Source organism: Humibacter ginsengiterrae (assembly GCF_054780115.1).
Genome location: NZ_BAAGWY010000002.1, coordinates 256,790 through 282,564, shown reverse-complemented (window position 1 = coordinate 282,564; position 25,775 = coordinate 256,790). Strand labels below are relative to the sequence as shown.

Annotated in this window: 21 protein-coding genes; 11 read left to right on the top strand and 10 right to left on the bottom strand. The window is 67.7% G+C overall.

Annotated features, from left to right (window positions below):
• Nucleotides 1–153: 153 nt before the first annotated feature.
• The 5 genes from ACYVII_RS03800 to ACYVII_RS03780 all read left to right on the top strand — a co-directional run bounded on the left by ACYVII_RS03800 (nt 154) and on the right by ACYVII_RS03780 (nt 6,040).
• Complete coding sequence (locus tag ACYVII_RS03800) at nt 154–1,482, top strand: O-acetylhomoserine aminocarboxypropyltransferase/cysteine synthase family protein (protein WP_460531229.1); 1,329 nt, start codon at nt 154–156, stop codon at nt 1,480–1,482.
• A gap of 195 nt (nt 1,483–1,677) precedes the next feature.
• Nucleotides 1,678–2,883, top strand: coding sequence for a homoserine O-acetyltransferase family protein (gene metX, locus ACYVII_RS03795; protein ID WP_460531227.1), 1,206 nt, complete (start codon nt 1,678–1,680; stop codon nt 2,881–2,883).
• Between the two features lie 141 nt (nt 2,884–3,024).
• The gene (locus ACYVII_RS03790; RefSeq protein WP_460531224.1) at nt 3,025–4,191 is read left to right on the top strand and encodes a sensor histidine kinase; all 1,167 of its coding nucleotides are present in this window, start codon (nt 3,025–3,027) and stop codon (nt 4,189–4,191) included.
• Nucleotides 4,188–5,333: a hypothetical protein gene (locus ACYVII_RS03785; RefSeq protein WP_460531221.1), complete on the top strand. Its 1,146-nt coding sequence runs from the start codon at nt 4,188–4,190 to the stop codon at nt 5,331–5,333. Before ACYVII_RS03790 ends, ACYVII_RS03785 begins: the two co-directional genes overlap by 4 nt.
• A gap of 50 nt (nt 5,334–5,383) precedes the next feature.
• Entirely contained in the window at nt 5,384–6,040 is a 657-nt protein-coding gene (locus ACYVII_RS03780) for a response regulator (RefSeq protein ID WP_460531218.1), read from the top strand.
• Nucleotides 6,041–6,043: 3 nt separating this feature from the next.
• Here the strand turns inward: ACYVII_RS03780 and ACYVII_RS03775 are convergent, their stop codons facing one another.
• From ACYVII_RS03775 to ACYVII_RS03765, 3 genes are read right to left on the bottom strand one after another with little or no spacing between them, the layout of a single operon-like run.
• Nucleotides 6,044–6,355: a thiamine-binding protein gene (locus tag ACYVII_RS03775; protein ID WP_460531215.1), complete on the bottom strand. Its 312-nt coding sequence runs from the start codon at nt 6,353–6,355 to the stop codon at nt 6,044–6,046.
• A gap of 11 nt (nt 6,356–6,366) precedes the next feature.
• Entirely contained in the window at nt 6,367–7,842 is a 1,476-nt protein-coding gene (locus ACYVII_RS03770; protein ID WP_460531212.1) for a hypothetical protein, read from the bottom strand.
• An 11-nt stretch (nt 7,843–7,853) separates the two neighbouring features.
• Nucleotides 7,854–8,759 (bottom strand): ADP-dependent NAD(P)H-hydrate dehydratase, encoded by a 906-nt coding sequence (locus ACYVII_RS03765; RefSeq protein ID WP_460531209.1) that lies wholly within the window; start codon nt 8,757–8,759, stop codon nt 7,854–7,856.
• Nucleotides 8,760–8,810: 51 nt separating this feature from the next.
• Between ACYVII_RS03765 and ACYVII_RS03760 the strand changes: the two genes are divergently transcribed.
• Together ACYVII_RS03760 and ACYVII_RS03755 are read left to right on the top strand one after the other, a co-directional pair.
• On the top strand, nt 8,811–9,425 hold the full coding sequence (locus tag ACYVII_RS03760) for an HAD family hydrolase (protein ID WP_460531206.1): 615 nt from the start codon (nt 8,811–8,813) through the stop codon (nt 9,423–9,425).
• 11 nt (nt 9,426–9,436) lie between these two features.
• Nucleotides 9,437–10,513: an NADH:flavin oxidoreductase/NADH oxidase gene (locus ACYVII_RS03755; protein ID WP_460531203.1), complete on the top strand. Its 1,077-nt coding sequence runs from the start codon at nt 9,437–9,439 to the stop codon at nt 10,511–10,513.
• Between the two features lie 21 nt (nt 10,514–10,534).
• Here the strand turns inward: ACYVII_RS03755 and ACYVII_RS03750 are convergent, their stop codons facing one another.
• Both ACYVII_RS03750 and ACYVII_RS03745 read right to left on the bottom strand, forming a co-directional pair.
• Nucleotides 10,535–11,572, bottom strand: a complete 1,038-nt coding sequence (locus ACYVII_RS03750) for a hemolysin family protein (protein ID WP_460531200.1) — start codon at nt 11,570–11,572, stop codon at nt 10,535–10,537.
• A complete protein-coding gene (locus tag ACYVII_RS03745) occupies nt 11,565–12,932 on the bottom strand; it encodes a hemolysin family protein (RefSeq protein ID WP_460531853.1) in 1,368 nt (455 codons plus the stop codon). The genes ACYVII_RS03750 and ACYVII_RS03745 overlap by 8 nt, the downstream gene beginning before the upstream one ends.
• Nucleotides 12,933–13,311: 379 nt before the next feature.
• Here ACYVII_RS03745 and ACYVII_RS03740 point away from each other — a divergent pair, with 379 nt between their 5' ends.
• On the top strand, nt 13,312–14,268 hold the full coding sequence (locus tag ACYVII_RS03740; protein WP_460531197.1) for a hypothetical protein: 957 nt from the start codon (nt 13,312–13,314) through the stop codon (nt 14,266–14,268).
• A gap of 117 nt (nt 14,269–14,385) precedes the next feature.
• Here the strand turns inward: ACYVII_RS03740 and guaB1 are convergent, their stop codons facing one another.
• Nucleotides 14,386–15,825, bottom strand: a complete 1,440-nt coding sequence (gene guaB1, locus ACYVII_RS03735; RefSeq protein ID WP_460531194.1) for a GuaB1 family IMP dehydrogenase-related protein — start codon at nt 15,823–15,825, stop codon at nt 14,386–14,388.
• 229 nt (nt 15,826–16,054) lie between these two features.
• On the opposite strand from guaB1, the gene ACYVII_RS03730 reads away from it, so the two are divergent.
• A complete protein-coding gene (locus ACYVII_RS03730; protein WP_460531850.1) occupies nt 16,055–19,906 on the top strand; it encodes a multifunctional oxoglutarate decarboxylase/oxoglutarate dehydrogenase thiamine pyrophosphate-binding subunit/dihydrolipoyllysine-residue succinyltransferase subunit in 3,852 nt (1,283 codons plus the stop codon).
• A 323-nt stretch (nt 19,907–20,229) separates the two neighbouring features.
• Here ACYVII_RS03730 and rsrA read toward each other — a convergent pair whose 3' ends face one another.
• Both rsrA and ACYVII_RS03720 read right to left on the bottom strand, forming a co-directional pair.
• Nucleotides 20,230–20,475, bottom strand: a complete 246-nt coding sequence (gene rsrA, locus ACYVII_RS03725) for a mycothiol system anti-sigma-R factor (RefSeq protein WP_460531191.1) — start codon at nt 20,473–20,475, stop codon at nt 20,230–20,232.
• Nucleotides 20,472–21,134, bottom strand: a complete 663-nt coding sequence (locus ACYVII_RS03720) for a sigma-70 family RNA polymerase sigma factor (protein WP_460531188.1) — start codon at nt 21,132–21,134, stop codon at nt 20,472–20,474. Before ACYVII_RS03720 ends, rsrA begins: the two co-directional genes overlap by 4 nt.
• A gap of 155 nt (nt 21,135–21,289) precedes the next feature.
• On the opposite strand from ACYVII_RS03720, the gene aroA reads away from it, so the two are divergent.
• Both aroA and rsgA read left to right on the top strand, forming a co-directional pair.
• Nucleotides 21,290–22,669 carry a 3-phosphoshikimate 1-carboxyvinyltransferase gene (gene aroA / locus ACYVII_RS03715; protein ID WP_460531185.1) on the top strand — a complete coding sequence of 460 codons (1,380 nt, stop codon included), beginning with the start codon at nt 21,290–21,292 and terminating at the stop codon, nt 22,667–22,669.
• Between the two features lie 16 nt (nt 22,670–22,685).
• Nucleotides 22,686–23,792, top strand: a complete 1,107-nt coding sequence (gene rsgA, locus ACYVII_RS03710) for a ribosome small subunit-dependent GTPase A (protein WP_460531182.1) — start codon at nt 22,686–22,688, stop codon at nt 23,790–23,792.
• Nucleotides 23,793–23,814: 22 nt separating this feature from the next.
• Here rsgA and ACYVII_RS03705 read toward each other — a convergent pair whose 3' ends face one another.
• The gene (locus tag ACYVII_RS03705; RefSeq protein WP_460531179.1) at nt 23,815–24,885 is read right to left on the bottom strand and encodes a glycoside hydrolase family protein; all 1,071 of its coding nucleotides are present in this window, start codon (nt 24,883–24,885) and stop codon (nt 23,815–23,817) included.
• Nucleotides 24,882–25,775 (bottom strand): carbohydrate ABC transporter permease, encoded by an 894-nt coding sequence (locus tag ACYVII_RS03700; RefSeq protein ID WP_460531176.1) that lies wholly within the window; start codon nt 25,773–25,775, stop codon nt 24,882–24,884. Before ACYVII_RS03700 ends, ACYVII_RS03705 begins: the two co-directional genes overlap by 4 nt.

The window sequence follows — 25,775 nt, the reverse complement described above, 5'->3', positions numbered from 1 at the left end:
CCAGCGCGCGGTTACGTCGTGTTGCACTTGCCTTGGGCCGCGGATGCCTGGCGCCTAGCCTGTACAGATCACCGGCGCGTCAGGCGTGCCGAACCAACACAAACCCTCACGTCGTGCCAATGGCACACCCGAGTACCGATCGGAATGAGAAACATGACCGACTCCGCGCAGTGGCAGTTCGAGACCAAGCAGATCCATGCCGGTGCCGCGCCCGACCCGGTGACCAACGCCAGGGCGACGCCGATCTACCAGACCACGTCGTACGTGTTCAACAACTCCGACCACGCGAAGAACCTGTTCGCGCTGGCCGAGTTCGGCAACATCTACACGCGCATCCAGAACCCGACCCAGGCCGTCGTGGAAGAGCGCGTCGCCGCACTCGAAGGCGGAACCGGAGCGCTGCTGCTCTCATCCGGCCAGTCGGCCTCCACCTTCGCCGTGCTGAACATCGCCCAGGCCGGTGACCACATCGTCTCGTCCAGCTCGATCTACGGCGGAACGTACAACCTCTTCAAGTACACGCTCGGCAAGCTCGGCATCGAGACGACGTTCGTGGAGAACCAGGACGACCCCGAGGAGTGGCGGCGCGCCGTCCGGCCGAACACGAAGCTGTTCTTCGCCGAGACGGTCGGCAACCCGAAGGTGAACATCCTCGACATCGAGACGGTGGCCGGCATCGCGCACGAGAACGATGTGCCGCTCATCGTCGACAACACCATCGCGACGCCGTACCTGCTCCGCCCCTTCGAACACGGTGCCGACATCGTCATCCACTCGGCGACGAAGTTCCTCGGCGGCCACGGCACGACGATCGGCGGCGTGCTCGTCGACGGCGGGCACTTCGAGTGGTCGAAGCACGTCGACAAGTTCCCTGGCCTCACCGAGCCGGACGAGTCGTACCACGGCGTCAGCTACACGCAGGCGGTCGGCGACGGTCTCGCCTACATCATCAAGGCCCGTGTGCAGCTGCTGCGCGACCTCGGTGCAGCGATCGCGCCGAACAGTGCCTGGCTGCTCATCCAGGGCATCGAGACGCTGTCGCTGCGCGTCGAGCGCCACGTGCAGAACACGCAGGAGATCGCGGAGTTCCTGGAGAGCCACCCCGATGTGGCGTCGGTGAACTACGCCGGCCTGCCCACCAGCCCCTGGTATGCGGCGGCGAACAAGTACGCGCCGAAGGGCGTCGGAGCCGTGCTGTCGTTCGAGCTGAAGGGCGGAGTGGATGCCGGCCGCGCGCTGGTCGACAACCTCAGCCTCTTCAGCCACCTGGCCAACATCGGCGACGTGCGCTCGCTCGTCATCCACCCGGCCTCGACCACGCACTCGCAGCTGTCTCCGGAGGAGCAGCTCAGTGCGGGCGTCACGCCGGGCCTGGTTCGCCTCTCCGTCGGCCTGGAGAACATCGACGACCTCAAGGCCGACCTCGAGGCCGGTCTCGCCGCGGCCCGCGCCGTCACACAGGCGGACACCGTCACGGCCTGATCGCGCCATCGATTCGAAGGGACCCGGCAACCGCCGGGTCCCTTCGCTCGTTACGGCGCCACTCCCCTTCCGTTAAAGTCGCTCAGATGGCCCTTAAGAAGCGCCAATAAGGGCCGTCTGAGCGACCTGAACGGCGGAGACCGTGTCGTAACACGGTGCGGCCGAGGCCTCGGCACAGGCGAGAATTGACCCACCATGGACTGGCAGACCTCCGAAGACACCGTGCCGTCGAGCTTCATCACCGACGCGCAGGCGCGATCGCTGCTCGGCAAGCCCCGCGCGACCGGCGCCTGGCGTGAGGGCGACCCCGTCGGCGAACGCCGCTTCGCCCGTATCGGAACGGTGTCGTTCGAAAGCGGACGCAGCATCTCGGGCGGCGTCGTGGCGTACGAGACGTGGGGCACGCTCAACGCGGACCGCAGCAACGCCGTGCTCGTGCTGCACGCGCTCACCGGAGACAGCCACGTGGTAGGTGAGGCAGGGCCGGGGCATCCGACCTCCGGCTGGTGGAACGGCATCGTCGGGCCGGGGCTCGCGGTCGACACCGATGAGTGGTTCGTCGTGGCGCCGAACATGATCGGTGGATGCCAGGGCTCGACGGGGCCGGCATCCCTCGCCCCCGACGGACTCGAGTGGGGTCCCCGTTTTCCGTTCACGACCATCCGGGACCAGGTGAACGCGCAGGCGGCGCTCGCCGACGAGCTCGGCATCGACCGGTGGGCAGCCGTGATCGGCGGCTCGATGGGCGGCATGCAGTCCCTCGAATGGGCCGTGGCGTTTCCCGAGCGCATGGAACGGGTTGCGGTGATCGCCGCTCCCCCGTTCTCCACCGCGGATCAGATCGCGCTCAACTCGGTGCAGATCGAGGCGATCCGCACCGATCCGCTGTTCCGTGCCGGAAGGTACTACGACGCCGACGACGGGGACGGCCCGCATGCAGGCTTGGCGCTGGCACGGCGCATGGCGCTGCTGAACTACCGCAGCGCGAACGAGCTCAACGAACGATTCCAGCGCAGCTGGCAGAGCGGCATCAGCCCGCTCGGCGCGGGAGGACGCTTCGCCGTCGAGTCGTACCTCGACTTCCACGGCAACAAGTTCACCCGCCGCTTCGACGCGAACAGCTATATCACGGTGGCGAACGCGATGACCTCGCACGACATCGGGCGCGGCAGGGGCGGGGTGGATGCCGCCCTGGCCCGGGTCACGGCCCGCTCGCTGGTGCTCGGCATCGACAGCGACCGGCTGTACACCGTCGACGGTCAGCGCATCATCGCTGCCGGCCTGCAGAACAGCATCCACAGCGCGCACCCCATCGTGATCCATTCGCCGTTCGGACACGACGCGTTCCTCATCGAAGACGATCTCATCGGGCCGCCCTTACGACGCCTGCTCGAGTCCTGAACGCTCGTATGGTCGGGCCTCCTCGACCCGTGTGCGGCTCGACGAGTCTTGCGTTGTCCTAATCTGTCTGTAGCAGGCCCGGTCGCGTAACGGGCGCTGCCGGGTGTGGCGCATCTCGGGCACGCCCCGACCGGAGGATCGATGACGCGTACCGTCGAAGAACGCGACCGGATGCTCGGGGTCGCGTCGAGCACGGCGAGTGGTCTCACCGCATCGGTCGCGCTTGTCTGCGCCCTCGTGCCCGGGGCATTGGGCGGCTTCGAAGACGAGATCTGCGTCGTCGTTCTCTGCCTGCTCATCCTCGCGGCCGCGTTCGCGATGCAACGGCGCACATCGCCGATACCGGTCGTGGTCACGCTCGCCGCATCGGCGATCGGTATCGGCGTCGTCGGCCTGAACTCCCAGGCGGATGGCCTTGCCGCGACGGCCGTCGTCTCGATGCTCGCCGCCGCGTCGGGGAGCAGCGCGTTCCTCCTCGGCGCAGAACCGCAGCGCCGCGTCATCCTCGGCATCGGATTCGTGATCGTCATAGCGGTCACCGTGCCGACCCTGTTGTCTGTGCACGGGCAGCTCGTCGCGGCCCTGCTGATCACCACAGGCAGCTGGGCGTTCTGCACGGGCATCTCGGTGTGGGTCACCCGATTGGTGCCGCAGACCGTCGAGCGGATCGAAGGCATGAGCGACGCCTACCGCATGGAACGCCAGGCGACGGAACTGGAAGCCAGGCGGCGGCAGAGCGCCCGCTTGCTGCACGACACGGTTCTGGCCACGCTGACCCTGCTCGCACACTCGGGACGTGGTGTGGGCGAGCAGGCGCTGCGCGCACAGGCCGCGGAGGATGCCGCGCTGCTGCGTCAGCTGCGCCTCGGTTACACGCCCGATCCCGCCGCATCCGGCGACTACCGATTGCAGCAGGTTCAGGAGTCCACGCTCGGAAACACGCTCGAAACCGTCAAACAGCGCTTCGAGCGCATGGGGCTCGACGTCGCCTGGCACGGCACAGGCCACGTGCTGCTGCCTACCGAGACCCTGGATGCCTTCCTGCTCGCGCTCTCCGAATGCCTCGAGAACGTGCGAAGGCACTCCGGCGAGACGCAGGCACACGTCACGATCACCGACGACGACGTCACCGTACGTGCCATGGTCACGGACTCCGGGGTGGGCTTCGACATGGGCACGGTCTCGCCAGCACGGCTCGGGTTCACCGAGTCGATCGTCGCTCGCGTGCGCGACGTCGGGGGCAACGCGCGCCTGTTCAGCGCCCCCGGTTCCGGTACCACCGTGGTGCTGGAGGTGCCCAAGGCATGAGCAGCAGACTCGATGCCCGTGCAACCCACGTCTATACCGGGGTGAGCCGTCTTCGGGCAGGAACGCTGGTCGTCGCCGACGTGCTGGTGGGCGCGTCGGTTCTTCGGTTCCTGAGCTGGGGATCTCTCTACCCGGTGATGGGACTCGGTATCGCGGCCGTCGCACTGCTGGTACTGGTCGCCGTTCTGATGTGGGTCATGCCCGCGGCGAGCGAGGCGCAGGTCGAACAGAGCCGGTTCGCCGCGCTGATGATCGCATGCGCCGTCATCGTGGGACTCGACCTCGCCGGCTCGTTCGATCCCGGCACCACGAGCGTGCTCCCGGTGACCGGCATCGGAGTGGGCGGCCTGCTCGCCGCCGCCGTCACCACACGGCCCCCGCGCGACATCCTGCTCGCCACCGGCGTCTTCGCGCTCACGCTGCTCGTCGTTCTCGCACTCCAGGTGCGCGACCCGCTCGACATCGCACCTCGCCTCGCGTTCGTGACCATCGCCTGCGCGCCGCCGCTCATCGGCGTGGCCCTCGTGCGCTCCTTCCGGTCGATCGTTCAGTTCCACTCCGAGATCGCCCAGACGCAGAGCACCACGAGCAGCGATTACGCGGTCGGGATGCTCGCGTCCGAGGAACTCGAGCGGCTCGACTTCGCGGCCGAACGCCTGCTCGACGACGTCGCTGCTGGGCGTGAGACGCTCCCGCTCGACGAGGCCACAGCAGCACGGGCATCCTCTCTGGCGATGCAGCTGCGGCTGCACCTCGTCGAGGATCGCAGGCAGACGTGGCTGCACCACGCCGTGACCGAGTCGGCCGTGCTCGACCCCGTGACCCGGATCGACGACCCGGACGGCCTTGCGGCGTCGCTCTCCTCCCGGCAGCGGGACGGGCTGTTCTCAGCCATCTGGCTCCTCGTCGGAAGTACGACGAAGGCGAAGTCGCTGCTCATACACATCACCAGAGGATCGGATGCCGGCCCGCACGTGCACGGCCTTCAGATCCGGATCGAGGCCACGGGCATCCCGCGACGCCTGATCGACCCCGCGGCGTGGCAAGCTATTCGGAGAGTGGGGCGATACACCGAGACCGGGCAATCGGCTATGGTGCGCATTGAGGTGGACTGCCTTGTCGACGCTTCGGCCGATCGATGAGTGAAGTTCATGGGTGGGAGCGCCCGCCGAGCCGGAAGAAGGTAGTACAGGTGAACCAAACCGAAGAAGGTCCGATCACGATCGCCATCGTCGACGATCACCGGATGCTCCTGGCTGCGCTCACCGAATGGATCAGGAGCGCCGCCGACGACATCGAGATGGTCGCCGCCGTCGCCACGTGGCCCGAACTGCTCACGCACGAGCGGTTCCCGGTCGATGTCGTGCTGCTCGACCTGGACCTCAAAGACAACATCCCGGTGTCGATCAAGCTGCAGGCCCTCAAGGCGGCAGGGGTGCGCACCATGCTGATGAGCGCGTACTCCGACCCGAACGTGGTGCGGGAGGCGCTCGCCGCCGGCGCTCAGGGCTACATCGTGAAGAGCGAGACGGCCGACATGATCGTGGAGGCGATCCGCACGGCGATGCGCGGGGATTCGTTCATCTCCGAGGAGCTCGATGTGGCCCTCAGCCAGACCACGACCGGATCCCCGAAGCTGAGCGCGCAGGAGCGTCGCGTGATGGCGCTGTACGGCGCGGGCGAGCCTGTCAAGTCGGTCGCGTTCAAGCTCGGCATCTCCGACGAGACGGCGAAGAGCTACCTCAAGCGCATTCGCGAGAAGTACCGGGTCGCCGGCTTCGACGTGGGCACCAAGGTAGCGCTGCGCAAGCGTGCGATCCTCGACGGGATCCTGCTGCAGAACGACTGACGGTCAGCGGTCCTGGGCCTTCAGGGCGGCCTCCAGCCGCTCCACCTTGCCGGTCAGCTCGCCGGTGTGACCGGGACGGATGTCCGCCTTCAGCACCAGCGAGACGCGCGAGCCGAACGCGCCGACGGCATCCGTCGCGCGTCTGACCACATCGAACACCTCGTCCCAGTCACCCTCGATCGTGGTGAACATGGAGTCGGTGCGGTTCGGGAGTCCGGACTCGCGCACGACGCGGACGGCGGCAGCGACGGCGTCGTGCACCGAGTCGCCTTCCGTACCGGTTCCGCTGGGTGCGACGGAGAATGCGACGAGCATGATGGTTCCTTTCACTTGGCCTGATCGGGGAAGAGCTCCTCGGCCGGCGGGGCGGCCGAGGCATCCGGCGGCGGTGCATTCACGCCGTCGGCGAGCGGCCATGAGCCGGTTCTGGCCGTCTCTTCAGCGGCGGCGTGTGCGCGCTGCGGGCCGGCATCCCTCCTGCGCGCGCTTCCGGTACGCCACAATGCGACGATCGCCCAGCCGAGCACGACGAACAGCATGATGTTGCGCGCCGTGACGGCCGCGATCATCCAGGCGTTGAGGTAGAGCACCTGCATGTACAGATACGGATAGAACAGCTGGGTGAGCGCCGCCGTCACTGCCACGAGCACGGCCGGCGTGAGAAAGCGACGGCCGGCCGTCAGGATGCCCAGGATGACCGGCACCGCCAGCCAGTCGACGTACTGCGGCGAGCCGACCTTGTTGAACGCGATGAGTCCCGTGACGATCGCCAGCGACAGCTGAGGCAGCACGAGGGCCGACGGCGCCTTGCGCACCACGGCACGAACGCCGATCAGGGCGATGATGATCACGGCGATCGCGAGAGCGGGCGTCATGGCCGCGCTCGTCGCGGTGATCCAGCGGCTTCCGGTGAGCTGGAACGTCAGAAGCTGCTGGTCGTAGTAGACGATGATGCCGGGCGCGTGCAGCGCGGCAGCCCAGAGCCACGGCGCACTGACCGGCGCCTCGATCTGAAGACCGCGACCGGTCTGCTGCGTCACGAAGCCGAACAGGTCGGATGCGCCGCCGAACGCGATACCCACGATCGAGATCACCGCGCTCGTGATGAGCACATAGCCGGCCACGAGCCAGCGCCGCCGCATCGCGACCACGGCGGCCAGCACGATCCCGGCCGGCCACACTTTGATCCACGTCGCCGCCGCGAGCAGCACTGACGCGACACGCGGCCTGGCCGCGAGCCACACGACTGCGACGATCGCGATCGCCACCGACACGGCATCCAACCGGCCGACAGCGATCGGCCCGAGCAGGAGCAGGAACGCGAGCCACCACCAGGCGGCGTTCAGAGCACGACGGCGCCCGCGGGCTGTCAGGACGGCGAAGGCGATCACATCGAAGACGGTCACCATCGCGAGCCACGCGACGACGTAGTCGCCCGCGCCGGCGATCAACGGGATGAGCACCGGCACCATGGCCAGAAGCGGATACACCCACGGCGCGGTCACACCCATGAATGCGTAGCCGTGCTGGGCGAGCTGCGCCCACGGCAGGTACACGATGGTGACGTCGCCGAGCGGCATGCCGTCGCCGAACAGGGCGAGCAGCCACAGGACCACGTGGACGAGCAGGAACGCGCCCCAGAGCGCGTACACGTTGCCCCAGAGCGCGTACACGTTGCCCCTGATCCGCAGCAGCGCCTGCCCGCGACTCCGCCGGCCATTGCGGGGCTCGAGGCCCCGCTCGTCACCGGGCGCCTCGTCGAAGGAATGGCCTGCGGCATCGGTCGCGGTGTCGGTCGCCATAGTGACTCATGCTATCGATCGGAGGTGTGCCGGCCCCGCGGGTCCTCGCCGCGCAGCGCACGACCGACGACCGACGGCATGGCCTCGGCGAGGTCGAGCGCCATCAGCGGGCCACCGTTGTGTGCGCCGACCACAGCCTTCGCCGCCGCTCCATGCAGGGCGGCCGCCGTCGCTGCCAGCGCCGCGAGTGCATCGTGTCCGTCCCGGGCGACGGCATCAGCATGTGTCGCCACGAGCGCGCCCAGGATGCCGCCCAGCACGTCGCCGCTCCCCGCCGTGGCCAGCCATCCGGCATCCGGTCCCGTCGAGACATCGATCGGGTCACCTCCCGGAGCGACCACGTGCGTGAGGTGTCCCTTCAGCAGCACGGTGGCGCCCGTGGCTTCGGCGGCGCGAACGGCCCAGGCACGGGCATCCGTCGCGATCTCGTCTGCGGATGCTGTCAGGCCGTGAGCCTCGAGCACCCTTGCGAGCTCTCGGTAATGCGGGGTGATCACGACGGGGCCTGCCGCCGAGCCGATCAGGTCGAGTGCGCCGGCGTCGACGACGGCGGGAACATCCTGCTCGAGCGCGGAGTGCAGCCGGTGGGTGTTGGCGCGGTCGCGGTGCGCGGCATCCATTCCGGAGCCGAGGAGCCATGCCTGCACCCGGCCAGGGGCGGTCACCGTCTCAGGGCGGTGCTGCAGCACGAGACGCGCCGGAACGTCGTCGCCGACGTAACGGACCATTCCGACCCCGGTCCGGGATGCCGCCTCGACGCCCAGTACCGCCGCGCCCGGGTATTCGTCCGACCCCGTCACGACGCCGAGCACTCCCCTGCTGTACTTGTCGTCCCCCACGCCGGGCACCGCGATCCACTGCTTGCAGTCCTTCAGCCACCAGCGCGCTCCCGACACCGATTCCCCGTCGTCGCTCATGCCTTCACGATAGGTTGGCAGGCGTTTGAATAAACAGCCAAGGAGAGCCGAGTGTCCCTTTCGCTTCCAGGCCGAGTGGTCATCTTCGACTACGGCGAGGTCATCTCCCTCACGCCGACCGAGGCGGACCGCGAGGCGCTCATCGAGATCGCCGACGTCGACCGGGACGCGTTCTGGGCGTCGTATTGGAAGCATCGCGCCGAGCTCGACCAGGGCACGCTGAGCATCCACGATTACTGGCGTCGGGTCGAGGCCGATACCGGCGCCCGCTGGTCGGAGAGCACATTGCACCTGCTGTGGGTGACAGACTTCCGCGGCTGGCTCAGTGTCGACACCGGAACGATCGACGTGCTCGTCGACCTGCGCGACGGCGGCACGCGACTCGCCCTGCTGTCGAACGCCGGCGCCGATTTCGGCAGCTATTTCCGACAGGGACTCATCGGATCGCTGTTCGAGCGCGTGTTCGTCTCCGGCGAGCTGCTGCTGGTGAAGCCGGATGCCGCGATCTTCCAGCATGTACTCGACGAACTGGGCGTCCCCGCCGCTGACGCCGTGTTCATCGACAACAAGCCCGAGAACGTCCTGGGCGCCGAGACGCTCGGCATCACCGGTCACGTCTTCACGAGCGCGAGCGGTCTGCGCGCGTTCCTCGAGTCGCTCGCGTAGGGCGGCTGGCGTTGCCCGGCCTGTTCGACCCGATCGAGGTGCGCGGAACGCGGCTGCGCAACCGCATCTTCACCGCGCCCATGTGCCAGTACTCCGTGATGCGCCGCGACGGGGTGCCTGCACCGTGGCATCTGGTGCACCTCGGCTCGATCGCGGCGGGCGGAAGCTCGCTGGTCATCGCCGAGGCGACAGCGGTGAGCCCTGAGGGACGCATCTCCGACGGCGACACCGGCATCTGGAACGACGAACAGGCGCACGCCTGGCGGCCCATCGCCGAGTTCATCGCATCCCAGGGCGCCGTGCCGGGTATCCAGTTGGCGCATGCCGGTCGCAAGGGCTCGACCTGGGCTCCGTGGGGCGAGGACGGCCGCCACGGCACGATCCCGCCGCGAGAGGGCGGGTGGCCGACGGTCGCACCGTCGGAGGTTCCGTACGAGGGCCTTGCCGTTCCGGGCGCCCTCGACTCCGAAGGCATCGACCGCATCGTCGGCGCATTCGCCGCGGCGGCCCGGCGAGCGGTGAATGCAGGCTTCGGCATGGTCGAGGTGCACGCGGCGCACGGCTACCTGCTGCACGAGTTCCTCTCGCCCGTGAGCAACTTCCGCACGGATGCGTACGGCGGCAGCCTCGAGAACCGGGCCCGGCCGCTTCTGCGGGTGGTGGCATCCGTTCGGGAGGCGATCGGCGACCTGCCGCTTTTCGTGCGGTTCTCCGCCAGCGACTGGGCGCCAACCGGCTGGGATGTGGATGCTTGCGCCACCGTCGCCCGCTGGTGTGCGGATGCCGGCGCCGACCTCTTCGACATCTCCTCCGGCGGCAACGTACGCGCGGAGATCCCGGTCGGCCCCGGCTACCAGGTGCCGTTCGCTGCCCGCATCAAGGAGCTCACCGGTCTGCCTGTGTCGGCGGTCGGGATCATCACGGAGCCACGGCAGGCATCCGCGGTCGTCTCGTCCGGGCAGGCGGATGCCGTCTCCCTCGCCCGCGAGCTGCTGCGAGATCCGCACTTCCCGTTGCGCGCTGCCTACGAACTCGGTGTCGACCTCGACTACTGGCCCGGCCAGTACCTCAGGGCCCGCTGGCGCTGACGTCCCGGCGGCGCATCCACGTCACGACCGGCGCGTAGCGTCCTGCACCTCCCCCACGAGCTCCTCGATGATGTCTTCGAGGAACACGACGCCGAGCGTCTCGTCGTCCTGTCCGACGGTGCGGCCGACGTGTCCTCCGGAGCGGCGCATCACGGCGAGCGCGTCTTCGATGTCGGATTCGGGTTCCAACGGCACGAGCCTGCGGAATCGCCACGCGGGAATCGGTTCGTTGTGCCCGTCGCGTTCGAGGTCGAGCACGTCCTTGAGGTGCACGTATCCGATCGGCTCGCCGGTGGAGTCCACGATCACGTAGCGGGAGAAGCCGTGCTTCGCCACAGCGCGGTCGACATCCGACGGAGTCGCCGTCTCGGGAAGGCACACGAGTGTCTGCAGGTCGAGTGCGACATCCGTCACCTTCTTGGCGGAGAACTCGAAGGCGTTGCTGAGCGTGCCGGTGCGGTCGGTGAGCACGCCTTCCCTGGTGGACTGGTCGACGATGGTCGCCACCTCGTCGAGGGTGAACGTGCTGACGGCTTCGTTCACGGGCTTGACGCCGAAGATGCGCACGATGCCGTTCGCCATGGCGTTGAGCGCGGCGACGATGGGTTTGAGCACGCGAGCGATTCCGACCAGCGGAGGGGCCAGCAACAGCGCGGCCCTGTCCGGAAGCGAGAACGACAGGTTCTTGGGCACCATCTCGCCGAAGACGACGTGCAGGAACGTGACCAGCACGAGCGCGATGCCGAACGCGATTCCGGCGATCCAGTCATCCGATAATCCGGTGAGTTTCAGGGGCGCCTCGAGCACGTGGTGGATGGCCGGCTCGGAGACGTTGAGGATCAGCAGCGAGCAGACGGTGATGCCGAGCTGGGTCGTGGCCAGCATGAGCGTCGCGTGCTCCATCGCCCAGAGCGCGGTGCGGGCGGCACGGCCGCCGTGCTCGGCCTTCGGTTCGATCTGCGAGCGGCGCGCCGACATGACGGCGAACTCCGCGCCGACGAAGAATGCGTTGCCCGCCAGGAGCACGAAGAGCAGCAGGATGCCCACCCAGTCAGGCACGGTCCGCCTCCTGCCCGTGCTCGGAGGCGTGTTCCGTCGACCTGGCCGCATTCCGGCGCTCGGTGTAGCGAGCCGGATCGGTGTCGGGGTCGGGAGTGAACCTCAGCCGGTCCACGCGTCTGCCGTCGAGGCGCTCGACGCGCAGCGTTCCGCCGTCGACGTGCACCTCGTCGCCGACGACCGGCAGCCGGTCGAGCTCGTTCATCACATACCCGGCGACCGTCTCGTACGGCCCCTCCTCCGGAATCTCGATGCCGGTGCGGTCCTCCAGTTCGTCGGGTCGGAGCATCCCGGAGATCGTGATCGATCCGGCGCCGCGCACGATGTCCGCTCGAGCCCGGTCGTGCTCGTCCGCCACGTCGCCGACAAGCTCTTCGACGAGGTCCTCCAATGTGGCGACGCCGGCTGTTCCGCCGTACTCGTCGACCACGACGGCCATCTGATAGCCCTTGCCGCGCAACTCGCCGAGCAGGGTGTCGAGGGTCATCGTCTCCGGCACGCGCACCGCGTCCGTCTGCAGAGCGGATGCCGGCACGAGCGGCCTGCGCTGGATGGGCACCGCGACCGCCTGCTTCACGTGCACGATGCCGACGATGTCGTCGATGTCGTCATCGATCACCGGGAACCGCGAGAACCCGGTGCGTCGCGCGAGTGCGAGAACCTCGGTGGCGGGATCTGACCGATGTACGCTCGCGACGCGAGGCCGCGGAGTCATGACGTCGGATGCCGTGTGCTCGGAGAACCGCAGCGTGCGGCCGAGCAGCGTCGCGGTGTCGGATTCGAGCAGACCGGCGCTCGCGGATCGCCGCACGAGGGATGCCAGCTCCTCGGCGCTGCGGGCGCCGGAGAGCTCCTCCTTCGGTTCGACCCCGAGCAGCCGCAGCACGCCGTTGGCGCTGGCGTTGAGCACGAAGACCGCAGGCCGGAACACGGTGGTGAACACGGTCTGGAACGGGATGACGATCTTGGCCGTGGCCCGTGGCAGGGCGAGTGCGAAACCCTTCGGTACGAGCTCGCCGAGGATCATCGATACGAGTGTGGCGACCAGGATGCCCACGACCGTGCCGATCGGCGGCACCGCGGCACCCGGAAGCCCGATCGACTCCAGCGGCACGGTCAGCAGCGATGAGATGGACGGCTCCATGAGGTAGCCGGTGAGCAGCGTCGTGAGCGTGATGCCGAGTTGCGCACTGGAGAGATGCGTCGAGGTGATCTTGAGAGCGGCGATCGTCATCGCCAGCCGCGTCTCGCCGCGCTTCCGCCGCGCCTCCAGATCGGCCCTGTCGAGGTTCACCAGCGCGAATTCGCTGGCGACGAAGAACCCTGTGCCGACGGTGAGCACCAGGCCGGCGACGAGCATGAGCCATTCCGTCACGGTCGTCACCGCCTCCGGCTGCGCCACTCACCGGCACTCGACGTCCGGTGACTCGACAACGTGGGCGAACTGGCAGAAGGAGGGTCGTCCATTGTCTTCGAAAGTATACCGGCGGGCATCCGGCTGCCCCGGCTCCCGCGCGCTCCCGGCCCGAGCGGCCGTCCCTTCTCGAGGCGCTACACCTTCCGGCATCCGCTACACGAAGTTTCAGTAGCGGATGCCGGAAGGTGTAGCGGATGTCGGCTTCTGTGACGCAAGCCTGCCCTGTCGTCCTGTCCGTGCCCAGGTCAGCGAGATCGCTCCGCTTCCACAGTGCTACGTCGCTCGAGGCGAAACCGCCGCCGAGTCAGACACCATGCGGGACATGTCTCCGACCGACTCAACGTCTCTGACGATCGTTCGACGCCGCGAGCAACTCGACCCGGTGGACGATCGCCGTCGTCGGCGCTCGGTCGCGTCGGGCGTATGGTTCCGCGTGGCTTCCGGCAGCTACGTCCGCACGGCCGAGTGGCGTGTGCTAAGCCCCATCGAGCAGCACCGGGTACGCGTGAGCGAAGCACTGCGGCGCATCCAGCCGGGTGCGGTGATCTCTCATAGGGCCGCCGCCGCACACCACGACATCGATGTGCTCGGCGCTTGGCCGGATTACGTCGACGTCATCGTTGATCACGCTTCCGGCGGTCGGTCGACGGGCGCGATACGTCGGCACGCAACGGGCCTCGCCGGCGTACAGCGAGAATCGCTGGGGGACCACGAGGTGACCACGCCGGCTCAGACCGCACTCGATCTGGCTCGCACGCTCCCGTTCGTCGTCGCGGTGACGGCCGTCGACCAGGCGATCTGGACGGGGCGGCCAGGCGGCGCTCTGACGACCCTCGAGGAGATCGCCGGGCTCCTGGATGTCAATCGACCGCGGCGCGGAGACGCTCAGGCGCGGCGGGTTGTTGCATTCGCCAACCCGGAGTCGTCGAACGTGCGCGAGTCACAGAACTTCGTCGTCGTCGTGTCTCTCGGGTTTCCCCGGCCGCTCGTGCAGTATCGGCGCATCCTCCGCAGCGGTCGGCTCGCGATCGCCGACCTCTATTTCGAGGAGCAGGACCACTGGTGCGAGATCGACGGCCACGGCAAGTACCTCAGCCCGGAGTTCGGAGCGGAGCGCGATCCCGCTCAGATCGTGATCGACGAGAAGAACCGGGAGAACGAGATCCGCCGCGAGGTCCGCGGCTTTTCCCGTTGGGAGGCGATGGATGCCGACCGGCCGCGAGACATCTACGACATCCTCACCCAAGACGGCCTTCGCTCATTCAAGCCGCGGCCTTGATGATGCTTGGCGCTACACATATCGGCATCCGCCACAGAAATCGGCATCCGCCACAGGAAAATTCTGTGGCGGATGCCGATACGTGTAGCGCGAAGGCTCGCACCGACAGCACCGGCGCTACCAGCTGACCGGCAGCGCCTTGCCCTCTTCGTACCCGGCGGCGGACTGGATGCCCACCAGCGCCCGGTCGTGGAACTGCTTCAGCGTGCGCGCACCCGCATACGTGAACGAGCTGCGCAGACCCGTCGTGATCATGTCGAGCAGATCCTCCACCGAGGGGCGCAACGGGTCGAGGTAGATGCGCGAGCTCGAGATGCCCTCCGCGAACAGCTCCTTGCGGGCACGCTCGTACGGGTCCAGTCGCTCGAAGCGCTGCTGAACCGCCTTGGTCGACGCCATCCCCCAGCTCTCCTTGTAGAGCCTGCCCGTCTCATCCGTCTGAAGGCGCCCTGGCGCCTCGACCGTGCCCGCGAACCAGGATCCGATCATGACGGATGCCCCACCGGCGGCGAGCGCGAGCGCCACGTCGCGCGGATACCGCACGCCGCCGTCCGCCCAGACGTGCGCGCCGAGCTCGCGTGCCGTCTCCGACGTCTCGAGCACAGCGGAGAACTGCGGCCGCCCGACCGCCGTCATCATCCGCGTCGTGCACATCGCGCCAGGACCGACGCCGACCTTGAGGATGTCTGCACCCGCCGAGACGAGGTCGCGCACCGCCTGGTCGGTCACGACGTTGCCGGCCGCGATCGGAACACCGAGGTGGAGCTTCGCGACGGCATGAATGGCCCGCCGCATTCCGTCCTGGTCGCCGTGCGCCGTGTCGAGCACCAGCACGTCGACGCCCGACGACACCAGCGCACGTGCCCGGCCCGTGACGTCGCCGTTGATGCCGATCGCGGCGGCCACGCGGAGCCTGCCGTGTGCATCCAGCGCCGGCTGATAGATGGTGGAGCGCAGCGCACTCGTACGGCTCAGGGTGCCGACCACACGACCGTGATCGAGCACCGGCGCGAAATCCAGGTCGGCCGCCTCGAGCAGATCGAACGCCGCACGGGCATCCGGAACGTCTTCGGCATCGATCGAGGGAAGCGATCCGTGCAGCAACTCGCCCAGGCGTGCGTCGGGAAGCGCGCCTGCCAGGTCGCGGGCGGCGAGGCATCCGATGTACTTGCCGGTGTCATCGTGCAGAACAATGCCGCGACCGGGCAGTGGTGGCACGACGGTGAGCGCCTTCTCGACGGTCTCTTCCGGGCTCATCGCGAACGGCGAGTCGAAGACCGTCGGCTGCGTCTTCACCCAATCGATGGCCGCTTCGAGATCCTGCGGATGCATGTCCTGCGGCAGTACGCCGAGCCCTCCCCGCCTGGCGAGCGTTGCTGCAAGGCGCGGCCCGGTGACGGAGTTCATGTTGGCGGAGACGATGGGGATGCTCGCGCCTGTCCCGTCCTCGGGAGCGAGTGAGACATCCAGGCGGCTTGTCACATTCGAGCGGCTGGGCACCAGGAACACGTCCGAGTAGGTCAGGTCGTGCGTCGGCGCCGTTCCATAGAACTGCATGGAGCCAACGTTATGCGGTGCCCGAGCGGGCCGCACTGGCCCGCTCGACGTGTTGCCAGCACTGCGAGGATCCACCGGATCGTCGTTCCAAGCCCGCCGCGCGGGCAGACGCGGCACTGAGACGATTCGATTAGGCTTGATCCCTGGCCGGAACGGCCGTCGTATGTGCCCTCAGCGACTGCTGTTCCGCTGCAGATTGCCATCAACGAAGAGAGTGGGCGAAACGGCTGTGTCGAGCCAGTTGACCGGTGTAGGAACAGACGAGGGAGCGTCAGGAGAATTCGGAGCCAACGAGTGGCTCGTCGACGAACTGTACGAGCAGTACATCGCCGACAAGAACTCGGTGGACAAGTCCTGGTGGCCCATTCTCGAGACCTACACACCCGGCAAGAGCGCCGTGGCCACTCCCGAAACGGAATCCGACGGCATCGCTGAAACCGCCGCGGCGCAGGCTCCCGCTGCTGCGCCGCAGCAGGCCGTAGCCCCGCAGGCTCCGGCAGCGCCTCAGCCGCCGGCCGCGGCACCGGCCGAGCCCACGGCGGTGCCCGCTCAGGCTCCGACCGCGGAAACTCCCGCCGCACCCGCTCCCACGCAGCCCGTCGCCCGCACCACCTCGATCGCGCCACGTCCGGCACCCGTGCCCGCCGACGCGCCGGTCACCGCGCCGCAGGGCGTCGTGCGCGAGGGCGAAGAGGCTCCCGTGGAGCCGAAGCCGGTCGTCACGCCGCTTCGCGGCATGGCCAAGACGTTGGCCACCAACATGGATGCCAGCCTCACCGTGCCGACGGCGACGAGCGTTCGCACCATCCCGGCGAAGCTGATGATCGACAACCGCATCGTCATCAACAACCACCTCGGACGCACGCGCGGCGGCAAGGTCAGCTTCACGCACCTCATCGGCTGGGCGCTCATCCAGGCGCTCAAGGACTTCCCGAGCCAGAACGTCTATTACGACGTCGTGGACGGCAAGCCGTCGGTGGTCTCCCCCGCGCACATCGGTCTCGGCATCGCCATCGACCTGCCCAAGCCCGACGGCTCGCGCGCCCTGCTGGTTCCGGCGATCAAGCGTGCGGAGTCGCTGACGTTCGGCGAGTACCTCGCCGCCTACGAAGACCTCGTGAAGCGCGCCAGGGCCAACAAGCTGACGGCCGATGACTTCAGCGGCGCGAGCATCTCGCTCACCAATCCGGGCGGCATCGGCACCGTGCACTCCGTGCCGCGCCTGATGAAGGGCCAGGGCTGCATCATCGGCGCTGGCGCTCTCGAGTATCCGGCTGAGTTCCAGGGCTCGTCACTGAAGACCCTCACCACGCTCGGCGTCGGCAAGACCATCACGCTGACCAGCACTTACGACCACCGGGTCATCCAGGGCGCGGGATCCGGTGAGTTCCTGAAGGTCGTGCACGAGCTGCTCATCGGCCAGCGCGACTTCTACGAGGACATCTTCGCCGCGCTGCGCATCCCCTACGACCCGATTCACTGGGCCGAGGACATCAGCGTCGACCTGGCCAGTTCGGTCGACAAGACCGCGCGAGTGCAGGAGCTGATCAACTCGTTCCGGGTGCGCGGCCACTTGATGGCCGACATCGATCCGCTGGAGTACAAGCAGCGCACCCACCCCGACCTCGACATCGCCACCCACGGCCTCACGTTCTGGGACCTCGACCGGCAGTTCGTCACCGGACGTTTCGGGGGCGACAAGCGCACCATGCTGCTGCGCGACATCCTCGGCGTGCTGCGCGACTCGTACTGCCGCACAGTGGGCATCGAGTACATGCACATCCAGGACCCGGCGCAGCGCAAGTGGATCCAGGATCACGTCGAGGTGCCTTACGAGAAGCCGACGCACGACGAGCAGCTGCGCATCCTGGGCAAGCTGAACGAGGCGGAGGCGTTCGAGACGTTCCTGCAGACGAAGTACGTCGGGCAGAAGCGATTCAGTCTCGAGGGCGGCGAGTCGACCATCGCGCTTCTGGATGCCGTGTTGCAGGAGGCCGCGCAGGACGGACTCGACGAGGTGGCCATCGGCATGGCGCACCGCGGCCGTCTCAACGTGCTCACCAACATCGCGGGCAAGACGTACGGCCAGATCTTCCGCGAGTTCGAGGGAGCCCTGGACCCGCGGACCGTAGGCGGATCCGGCGACGTGAAGTACCACCTCGGCACCGAGGGCACCTTCACGGGCGCCAACGGCGAGGAGATCGCGGTGTACCTGGCCGCCAACCCGTCCCACCTCGAGGTGGTCGATGGCGTGCTGGAGGGCATCACCCGCGCGAAGCAGGATCGCCGCCCGGCCGGCACGTTCCTCACCCTGCCGATCCTCATCCACGGCGATGCCGCGATGGCCGGCCAGGGCGTCGTCATCGAGACGATGCAGATGTCGCAGCTGCGGGCATACCGCACGGGCGGCACCATCCACATCAACATCAACAATCAGGTCGGGTTCACCACCCCGCCGAGCGAGGGCCGTTCGTCGGTGTATGCGACCGATGTCGCGAAGGCGATCCAGGCGCCGATCTTCCACGTGAACGGCGACGACCCCGAGGCCGTCGTGCGGGTGGGCCAACTGGCCTTCCAGTTCCGGCAGGAGTTCAAGAAAGACGTCGTCATCGACCTCATCTGCTACCGCCGCCGCGGGCACAACGAGGGCGACGACCCGTCGATGACGCAGCCACTGATGTACAACCTCATCGAGGCGAAGCGCTCCGTGCGCCGCCTGTACACCGAGGCGCTGGTCGGCCGCGGCGACATCTCCGAGGAGGAGTACGAGCAGGCGCACAAGGACTTCCAGGAGCGCCTGGAGCGTGCGTTCGCCGAGACCCACGCAGCGCAGACCGGTTCCATCCCCGTCGTCTCCGGCGACCCGGATGCCATCAACGATCTGGAGCGCCCGGACTCGCAGCAGGATGCCGCGCGCGGCGAACTGGCGACGACCGGCGTCTCGGATGCGGTCATCCAGACCATCGGGCAGGCGTTCGACAACCCGCCCGCCGGTTTCACCGTGCACGCCAAGCTGAAGCAGCTTCTCGGCAAGCGCGTGGAGATGACGAAGAACGGCGGCATCGACTGGGCCATGGGCGAGCTGCTCGCACTCGGCTCGCTGCTGCTGGAGGGCACGCCGGTGCGTCTGGTCGGCCAGGACTCGCGCCGAGGCACGTTCGTGCAGCGCCAGGCGGTTCTGCACGACCGGGTGAATGGCCAGGAATGGCTGCCGCTGGCCAACCTCAGCGACAACCAGGCGAAGTTCTGGATCTACGACTCGCTGCTCAGCGAATACGCCGCGATGGGCTTCGAGTACGGCTACTCCGTGGAGCGGCCGGATGCCCTGGTGGCCTGGGAGGCGCAGTTCGGCGACTTCGCCAACGGCGCCCAGACGGTGATCGACGAGTTCATCTCCTCGGCCGAGCAGAAGTGGGGTCAGCGATCCTCCCTGGTGCTGCTGCTTCCGCACGGCTACGAGGGTCAGGGCCCCGACCACTCGTCGGCGCGCATCGAGCGCTATCTCCAGCTGTGCGCCGAGGACAACATGACGGTCGCGCGCCCCTCGACGCCGGCGTCGTACTTCCACCTGCTGCGCCGACAGGCCTATTCACGCCCGCGCCGACCGCTCATCGTGTTCACCCCGAAGGCGATGCTGCGTCTGCGGGGCGCGACGAGCGAGGTGTCCGAATTCACGTCGGGCTCGTTCCGTCCGGTGATCGACGATCCGCGCGGCGGCGACAAGAACGCGGTGAAGCGTGTGCTGCTCATGGCCGGCAAGGTCTATTACGACGTCAAGGCGGAGCTCGACAAGAACCCTGACGACCGCGTCGCGCTGGTGCGGGTCGAGCAGTACTACCCGTTCCCGGGCGACGAGCTGAAGTCGGTGCTGGCCTCGTATCCGAATGCCGAGTTCTTCTGGCTGCAGGACGAGCCGGAGAACCAGGGCGCCTGGATCTACATGGCACTGTCGGCCGCGAAGGCGGGGCTGCCGCCGTTCGGCGTCTTCTCGCGCGCCGCGTCCGCATCGCCGGCAACCGGCTCGGCCAAGCGCCACGCCCAGGAGCAGTCCGACCTGATCAAGCGCTCCCTCACGCTCTGACCGCTCAACCACAGAAAGGGGGACCGCGCCGAACGGCCGCGGTCCCCCTTCTTTAACCCCTCACGCGAAGAGCGAGCAGGCCTTTATGGGATATGCCGGGCGCAGGCGTGCCTCGCCCGAGAGACTGGGCCCCCGTCGCCGGTTGCGGACGGGGCTCGAAGCGCATCGTCCGGCCGAGCGATAGGGAGCATTGGGTCTGACACGTGCACGGCAAAGCGGCTCGGGCATCCGTCTTCCAGGAGCTGGCATCGGGTCTGGCAGGAGCGACGCGAAGCGCCGCAGGGGCATGTCTCCTGGAAGACGGATGCCCGTGCCGCGCACCCTCACAGATGAGTCGACTGAATGCTCCGCAGTCGCGCCAGTACCTGCACGCGCAGCTCCTCCGGTGCTGTCTCCTTGCACGCCCGCTGCACGACTTCGGTGAGCACCATGCCCACGTGCACCTCGCCCTGGCAGTCGCTGCAGTTCTCCAGGTGCTCGCGGATGTCCGCGGCATCGTCAGCCTGCAGCTCGTGGTGCAGGTATTCCTCGATGTCCTTCTTGGCCTTGTCGCAGCCGCAGTCGCTCATGTGGTGCTCCCGGTGTTGTGCACGGCGTCGGCCTTATCGTTTCGGACAGCACTGTCGTTCCTGACAGCGCTGAGGCCGCGTTCGTGCGCGTAGTCCGTCAACAGCTCCCGGAGCATCCGCCTGCCACGATGCAGACGGCTCATCACGGTGCCGATCGGTGTCTTCATGATGTCGGCGATCTCCTGGTAGGAGAAGCCCTCGACGTCGGCGAGATACACCGCGAGGCGAAAGTCCTCGGGGATCGCCTGCAGCGCGTCCTTCACGTCGGAGTCGGGGAGGTGATCGATCGCCTCCGCCTCGGCCGAACGCGATGTCGCCGACGTGGCGGATGCAGCGCCGCCGAGCTGCCAGTCCTCGAGCTCGTCGATCGGGTTCTGGTACGGTTCGCGCTGCTTCTTGCGGTATGTGTTGATGAAGGTGTTCGTCAGGATGCGGTACAGCCAGGCCTTCAGGTTCGTGCCCTGCTTGAACTGACCGAACGCCGCGTACGCCTTGACGAACGTCTCTTGCACGAGGTCTTGCGCATCCGCCGGGTTGCGCGTCATGCGCAACGCCGCTGCGTACAGCTGGTCCATGAACGGGAGCGCCTGCTCTTCGAACAGCGCGCCGACGTCCTGGGTTGATTCGTCGCGCGTGTTTTCCTCGTGTGGAGTCGACATCACGGCCCAGTCTAGGCCGGGCCGCGTCGTGCGAAGGCCGCGCCGAAGGGTCACGGGGCGGAGCGACGGGGTCGTCAGCGGGGCTTCGAGCAGCGCCTGGGCCATCCGTGCATTCACCTCCGCGTCGTCCGGTCGATCGATACTCTTGACAAGCGATGTTGATCTCGAAATATTCCGCGCCGGACTTCGATCCCTACGGCGACAAGAAACCTGAGGAACCGGATGCGCTCTGGCCGGCACCCACGGCGGCCGGTCCCCTGCGAGCGCGCCTCGCCATGCCCGGCTCGAAGTCCATCACGAACCGGGAGCTCGTACTGTCGGCCCTTGCGGATGCCCCGTCGCTGCTGCGTGCGCCCCTGCACTCCCGCGACAGCGCGAACATGATCGGCGCTCTGCGTGCCCTCGGCACCCGCATCGAGGAGCGCGAGGGCGCGGGCTCGTTCGGTCCCGATCTTCTCGTCACGCCCGGCGAACTCACCGGGAGCACCACGATCGATTGCGGACAGGCCGGCACCGTCATGCGCTTCGTGCCCCCGGTCGCCGCGCTGGCGCTCGGCCCGACCACGTTCGACGCAGACGACTCCGCACGCGGGCGTCCCATGGGCGGCATCGTCGCAGCTCTGCGTGCCCTTGGCGTCGATATCGACGACGATGGCCGCGGCGGGCTCCCCTTCACCGTGCACGGTACGGGCCGCGTTGCCGGGGGCGCGATCGAGATCGATGCGTCGGCATCCAGCCAGTTCGTCTCGGCGCTGCTGCTGTCGGCCGCGCGCTTCGACGCTGGCCTCCGGCTCACGCACGTCGGCGACCGGCTGCCGAGCCTTCCGCACATCGAGATGACGATCGACGCTCTCGCGCATCGAGGGGTGGCGGTACAGAGCCCCGGAGTGGGCGAATGGATCGTCGAACCCGGCTCGATCGGCGGCCGTGAGGTCGACATCGAGCCGGACCTCTCCAACGCCGCACCGTTCCTCGCCGCCGCGCTCGTCACAGGCGGCAGTGTCACGGTGACCGGCTGGCCGGATGCCACGACGCAGGTCGGCGCTGACCTTGCAGGCATCCTTCCAGCGTTCGGCGCCAGCGTGGAGCGCGCGAACCGCGCCCTGACCGTCCACGGCGGAGATGGCATCCGAGGTGTCGAGCTGGACCTCACGACCGGAGGCGAACTCGCGCCCACCGTCGCTGCCCTGGCCGCCCTAGCAGACTCACCCAGCACCATCACCGGGATCGGGCACATCCGTCACCACGAGACGGACCGGCTCGCCGCACTGGCCGCCGAGATCCGCTCGCTCGGCGGCGAGGTGGACGAACTGGACGACGGGCTGCGCGTCACGCCACGCCCCCTGCACGGCGGCGTCTGGCACAGCTACGAGGACCACCGCATGTCGACCAGCGGTGCCCTCATCGGGCTGGCGGTGCCGGGTATTCGGATCGAGAACGTCGAGGCGACGCACAAGACGCTGCCGCAGTTCACCGAGTTGTGGCAGGCGATGGTCGGCCGCGCCGTCGTCTCCGACGCCCGGCCGGCGACGTGAGCGGAGTGCACGCCGCGTGAGCTGGTGGGAGACGGACGACGACGAGGATGAGCCGTACGGCGAGTACGACGAGTCGTCGGTGCGTGTCCGGCCCAACCCGAAGGGAAGCCGTCCTCGCACGAAGACCCGCCCGGAGCACGAGGACGCGGTCGTCGGCCGGGTGCTGGGCGTCGACCGGGGCCGCTACACCGTGTTGGTCGACGAGGGCACACCCGACGAGCACGAAGCGACAGCCGCCCGCGCGAGCGAGCTGCGGAAGCATGCCGTCGTCACCGGGGACCGCGTCGACTTGGTCGGAGACGCCACAGGCGATGAGGGGACGCTGGCCCGCATCGTGCGCATCCGCGACCGCGCCACACTGTTGCGTCGTAGCGCGGACGATACGGATGCCGTGGAGCGCATCGTCGTCGCCAACGCCGACCAGATGCTCATCGTGGTGGCCGCCGCCAACCCGGAGCCGCGAACCCGGCTGGTCGATCGGTATCTCGTGGCGGCGTACGACGCCGGCATCGCTCCCCTGCTCGTGGTCACCAAGACGGATCTCGCCGATCCGGCTCCGTTCCTCGCGAACTTCGCCGGGCTCGATCTGCCCGTGTTCCTCAGCTCGGCCGCCGGGGCGCCGGACCGACGAGCTGGCGACGCGCAAACCGCCGAAGAGGCCGCCACGAGCGCCGTGGGCATCCCGCTCGACGACTTGTTCCTCGCGCTGGCCGGCCACGACACCGTCGCTGTAGGGCACTCGGGAGTGGGCAAGTCCACGCTCGTGAACGCGCTCGTGCCCGGCGCCGACCGCGCGACGGGTCACGTGAACGAGGTGACCGGTCGCGGGCGGCACACGTCGTCGTCGACGGTCTCTCTGAGGATGCGCTCGCCATACGGCGACGGCTGGATCATCGACACCCCGGGGGTTCGCTCGTTCGGACTGGGGCACGTCGATCCCGCCAACATCCTGCGAGCATTCACCGACCTGGCGGCGATCGCCGAGAACTGCCCGCGCGGTTGCACGCACCTCCCCGATGCGCCGGACTGCGCGATCATCGAGGCGGTGGATGCCGGCGAGCTCGGCGATCGCGGCCTCGCACGCCTCGACTCCCTGCAGCGTCTGCTGGCGACGTTCCGCTGAGCAGGTCGCCGGTTGGTCGCGCTCAGCTCGCCGCCATGTCTACCGCTGGTCTCTCGACACCGAAAGTGGGCACGGAAGCCACGGCTTTCGCGATTCCCCGGTGCTCGCGTTGTTCGAAACCGCCCACCAGGACGGGACGTCGCGGCGCGACTGCACAGTAGTAGTGTTCCAGGCGACCGTCCCAGGTGATGACGGCGGGCTTGTGAGCGTGTGTCGCGTCGATGCTCCCAGCCACCCCGACATCGACGAGGATCTCGCCAGGCTTTTCCCAGTGGATGAGGTCGTCGGAAGTGGCGTACCCCTCCCGCGCGTGCCCGTCGGCCGCGAGTCCGAAGTAGAACATGACCCAGTGATCGCCGTCGCGGAGAACGCATGGATCGGATGCGAAGATCTCATCGAAGTCGCCCGGGCGTCCGACTCGTAGGACCGGTTCGTCCTGGAGTCGTCGCCAGTTGACGAGATCGCTCGAGACCGCCACCCCGGTCTGCTCGATCCACGGCGGTGGAACTGCGACCGTTCCGAAGACATCCCGGTTCTTCGCGTTATAGAACACGTAGAACAGTCCGTTGTGCTCCATCAGCCACGACTTGTACAACCCGCCATGCTCCCAGGCGCCGCCATCCGCCGGGTTCAGCCTTGCTCCGGTCTCCTCCCAGTGCACCAGGTCTCGGCTGCGCACGAATCCGATGACTCCGGGGCCGGCCTCGTACCCGGGAGCCGGGTACGCGTGATACGTGCCTAGATACCATCCATCGAACAATCGGAGTTCCCCCGCCGAGCCCATATCGTTGTCACGAACGATGCAGGTCAATGCTGAGTTGTATTTGCGGGCCTCGCTCTCTGGATCTCGCGGGAGGACCACCTCGGGGCTCCGCCAGCCATCCGCGTCCTTCCACGTCATCGCTGTCTGGTAGCCGATGCCGTCCCAACCGACGAAGGTCATGCCCTGGCGCCCATTGAGCGAGAACACGAAGGGACAGTCCACGGCGAGCGCGTCGAACCTCGATTCCTGGAACGAAGGTGCGATCTCCAGGGTGTCGTTGCGTACCGGAGTGCGCACTCGATCGGTGCTGCTCGGCTCCGCGGACGTCACTTGACCGATCCCGACACCAGTCCGGACACGTAATAGCGCTGCAGCAGGATGAAGAGCAGAACGCAGGGAAGCATCATCACGGTGATGCCTGCTTGGAGCGCTCCCCAGTCGATCGTGTTCATCGGGCCCGACTGCGCGTTCATCAGTGCCACGGGCAACGTGAAATCGGGGTTGTTGTTCAAAAGCACGAGCGCCGCCAGAAACTCGTTCCACGCTGCGACGAATGCGAACAGAGCAATCGTGACGATGCCGGGTGAGACGAGGCGTAGAAGGACGCGGGGCAGAGCCGTGATCTTCGTACATCCGTCGATCTCCGCCGCCTCGACGAGCTCTGCCGGAAGCGAATCGAACGAGTTCCGCATCATGTAGATGGCGAAGGGAAGCTGGAAGGTCGAGTAGATCAGCGACAGCCCGAACAGCGAGTTCGTCAGGTGGAACCAGATCATGACCTGGAAGAGTGAGACGAGCAGAGCCGGATACGGGACGAGCAGCATTCCGACGGTGACGGCGAAGAAGGCGGCTCGCCCAGGGAATCGGAGTCGCGAGACGGCATAGCCCGCAAGAACTGCCACGACCGTCGTAATGGCGACCGTGAGCAACGTGGCCGTTGCCGAATTGAGTACGTAGTTCCAGAGCGACGATCCCTGACCGTTCAGCTTCGTGAAACTTTCGATGGAGAACTGCGACGGCCACCAGACCGGCGGCGAGGCGTTGGCCTCGCCGGTTGGCTTGAAGCCCCCGATCAAGGTCCACAGGATAGGGAACGCGAAGATCAGAGCCAGCGCCACGGAGATCCCGATGCGGAGCGGGCTCCGCGAGGATTCGCGTTGAGCGGTGCGACGACGGCTGTGACGAGCTGGAGCCGGCCAGATCGTGTGCTGAGCGGTCAT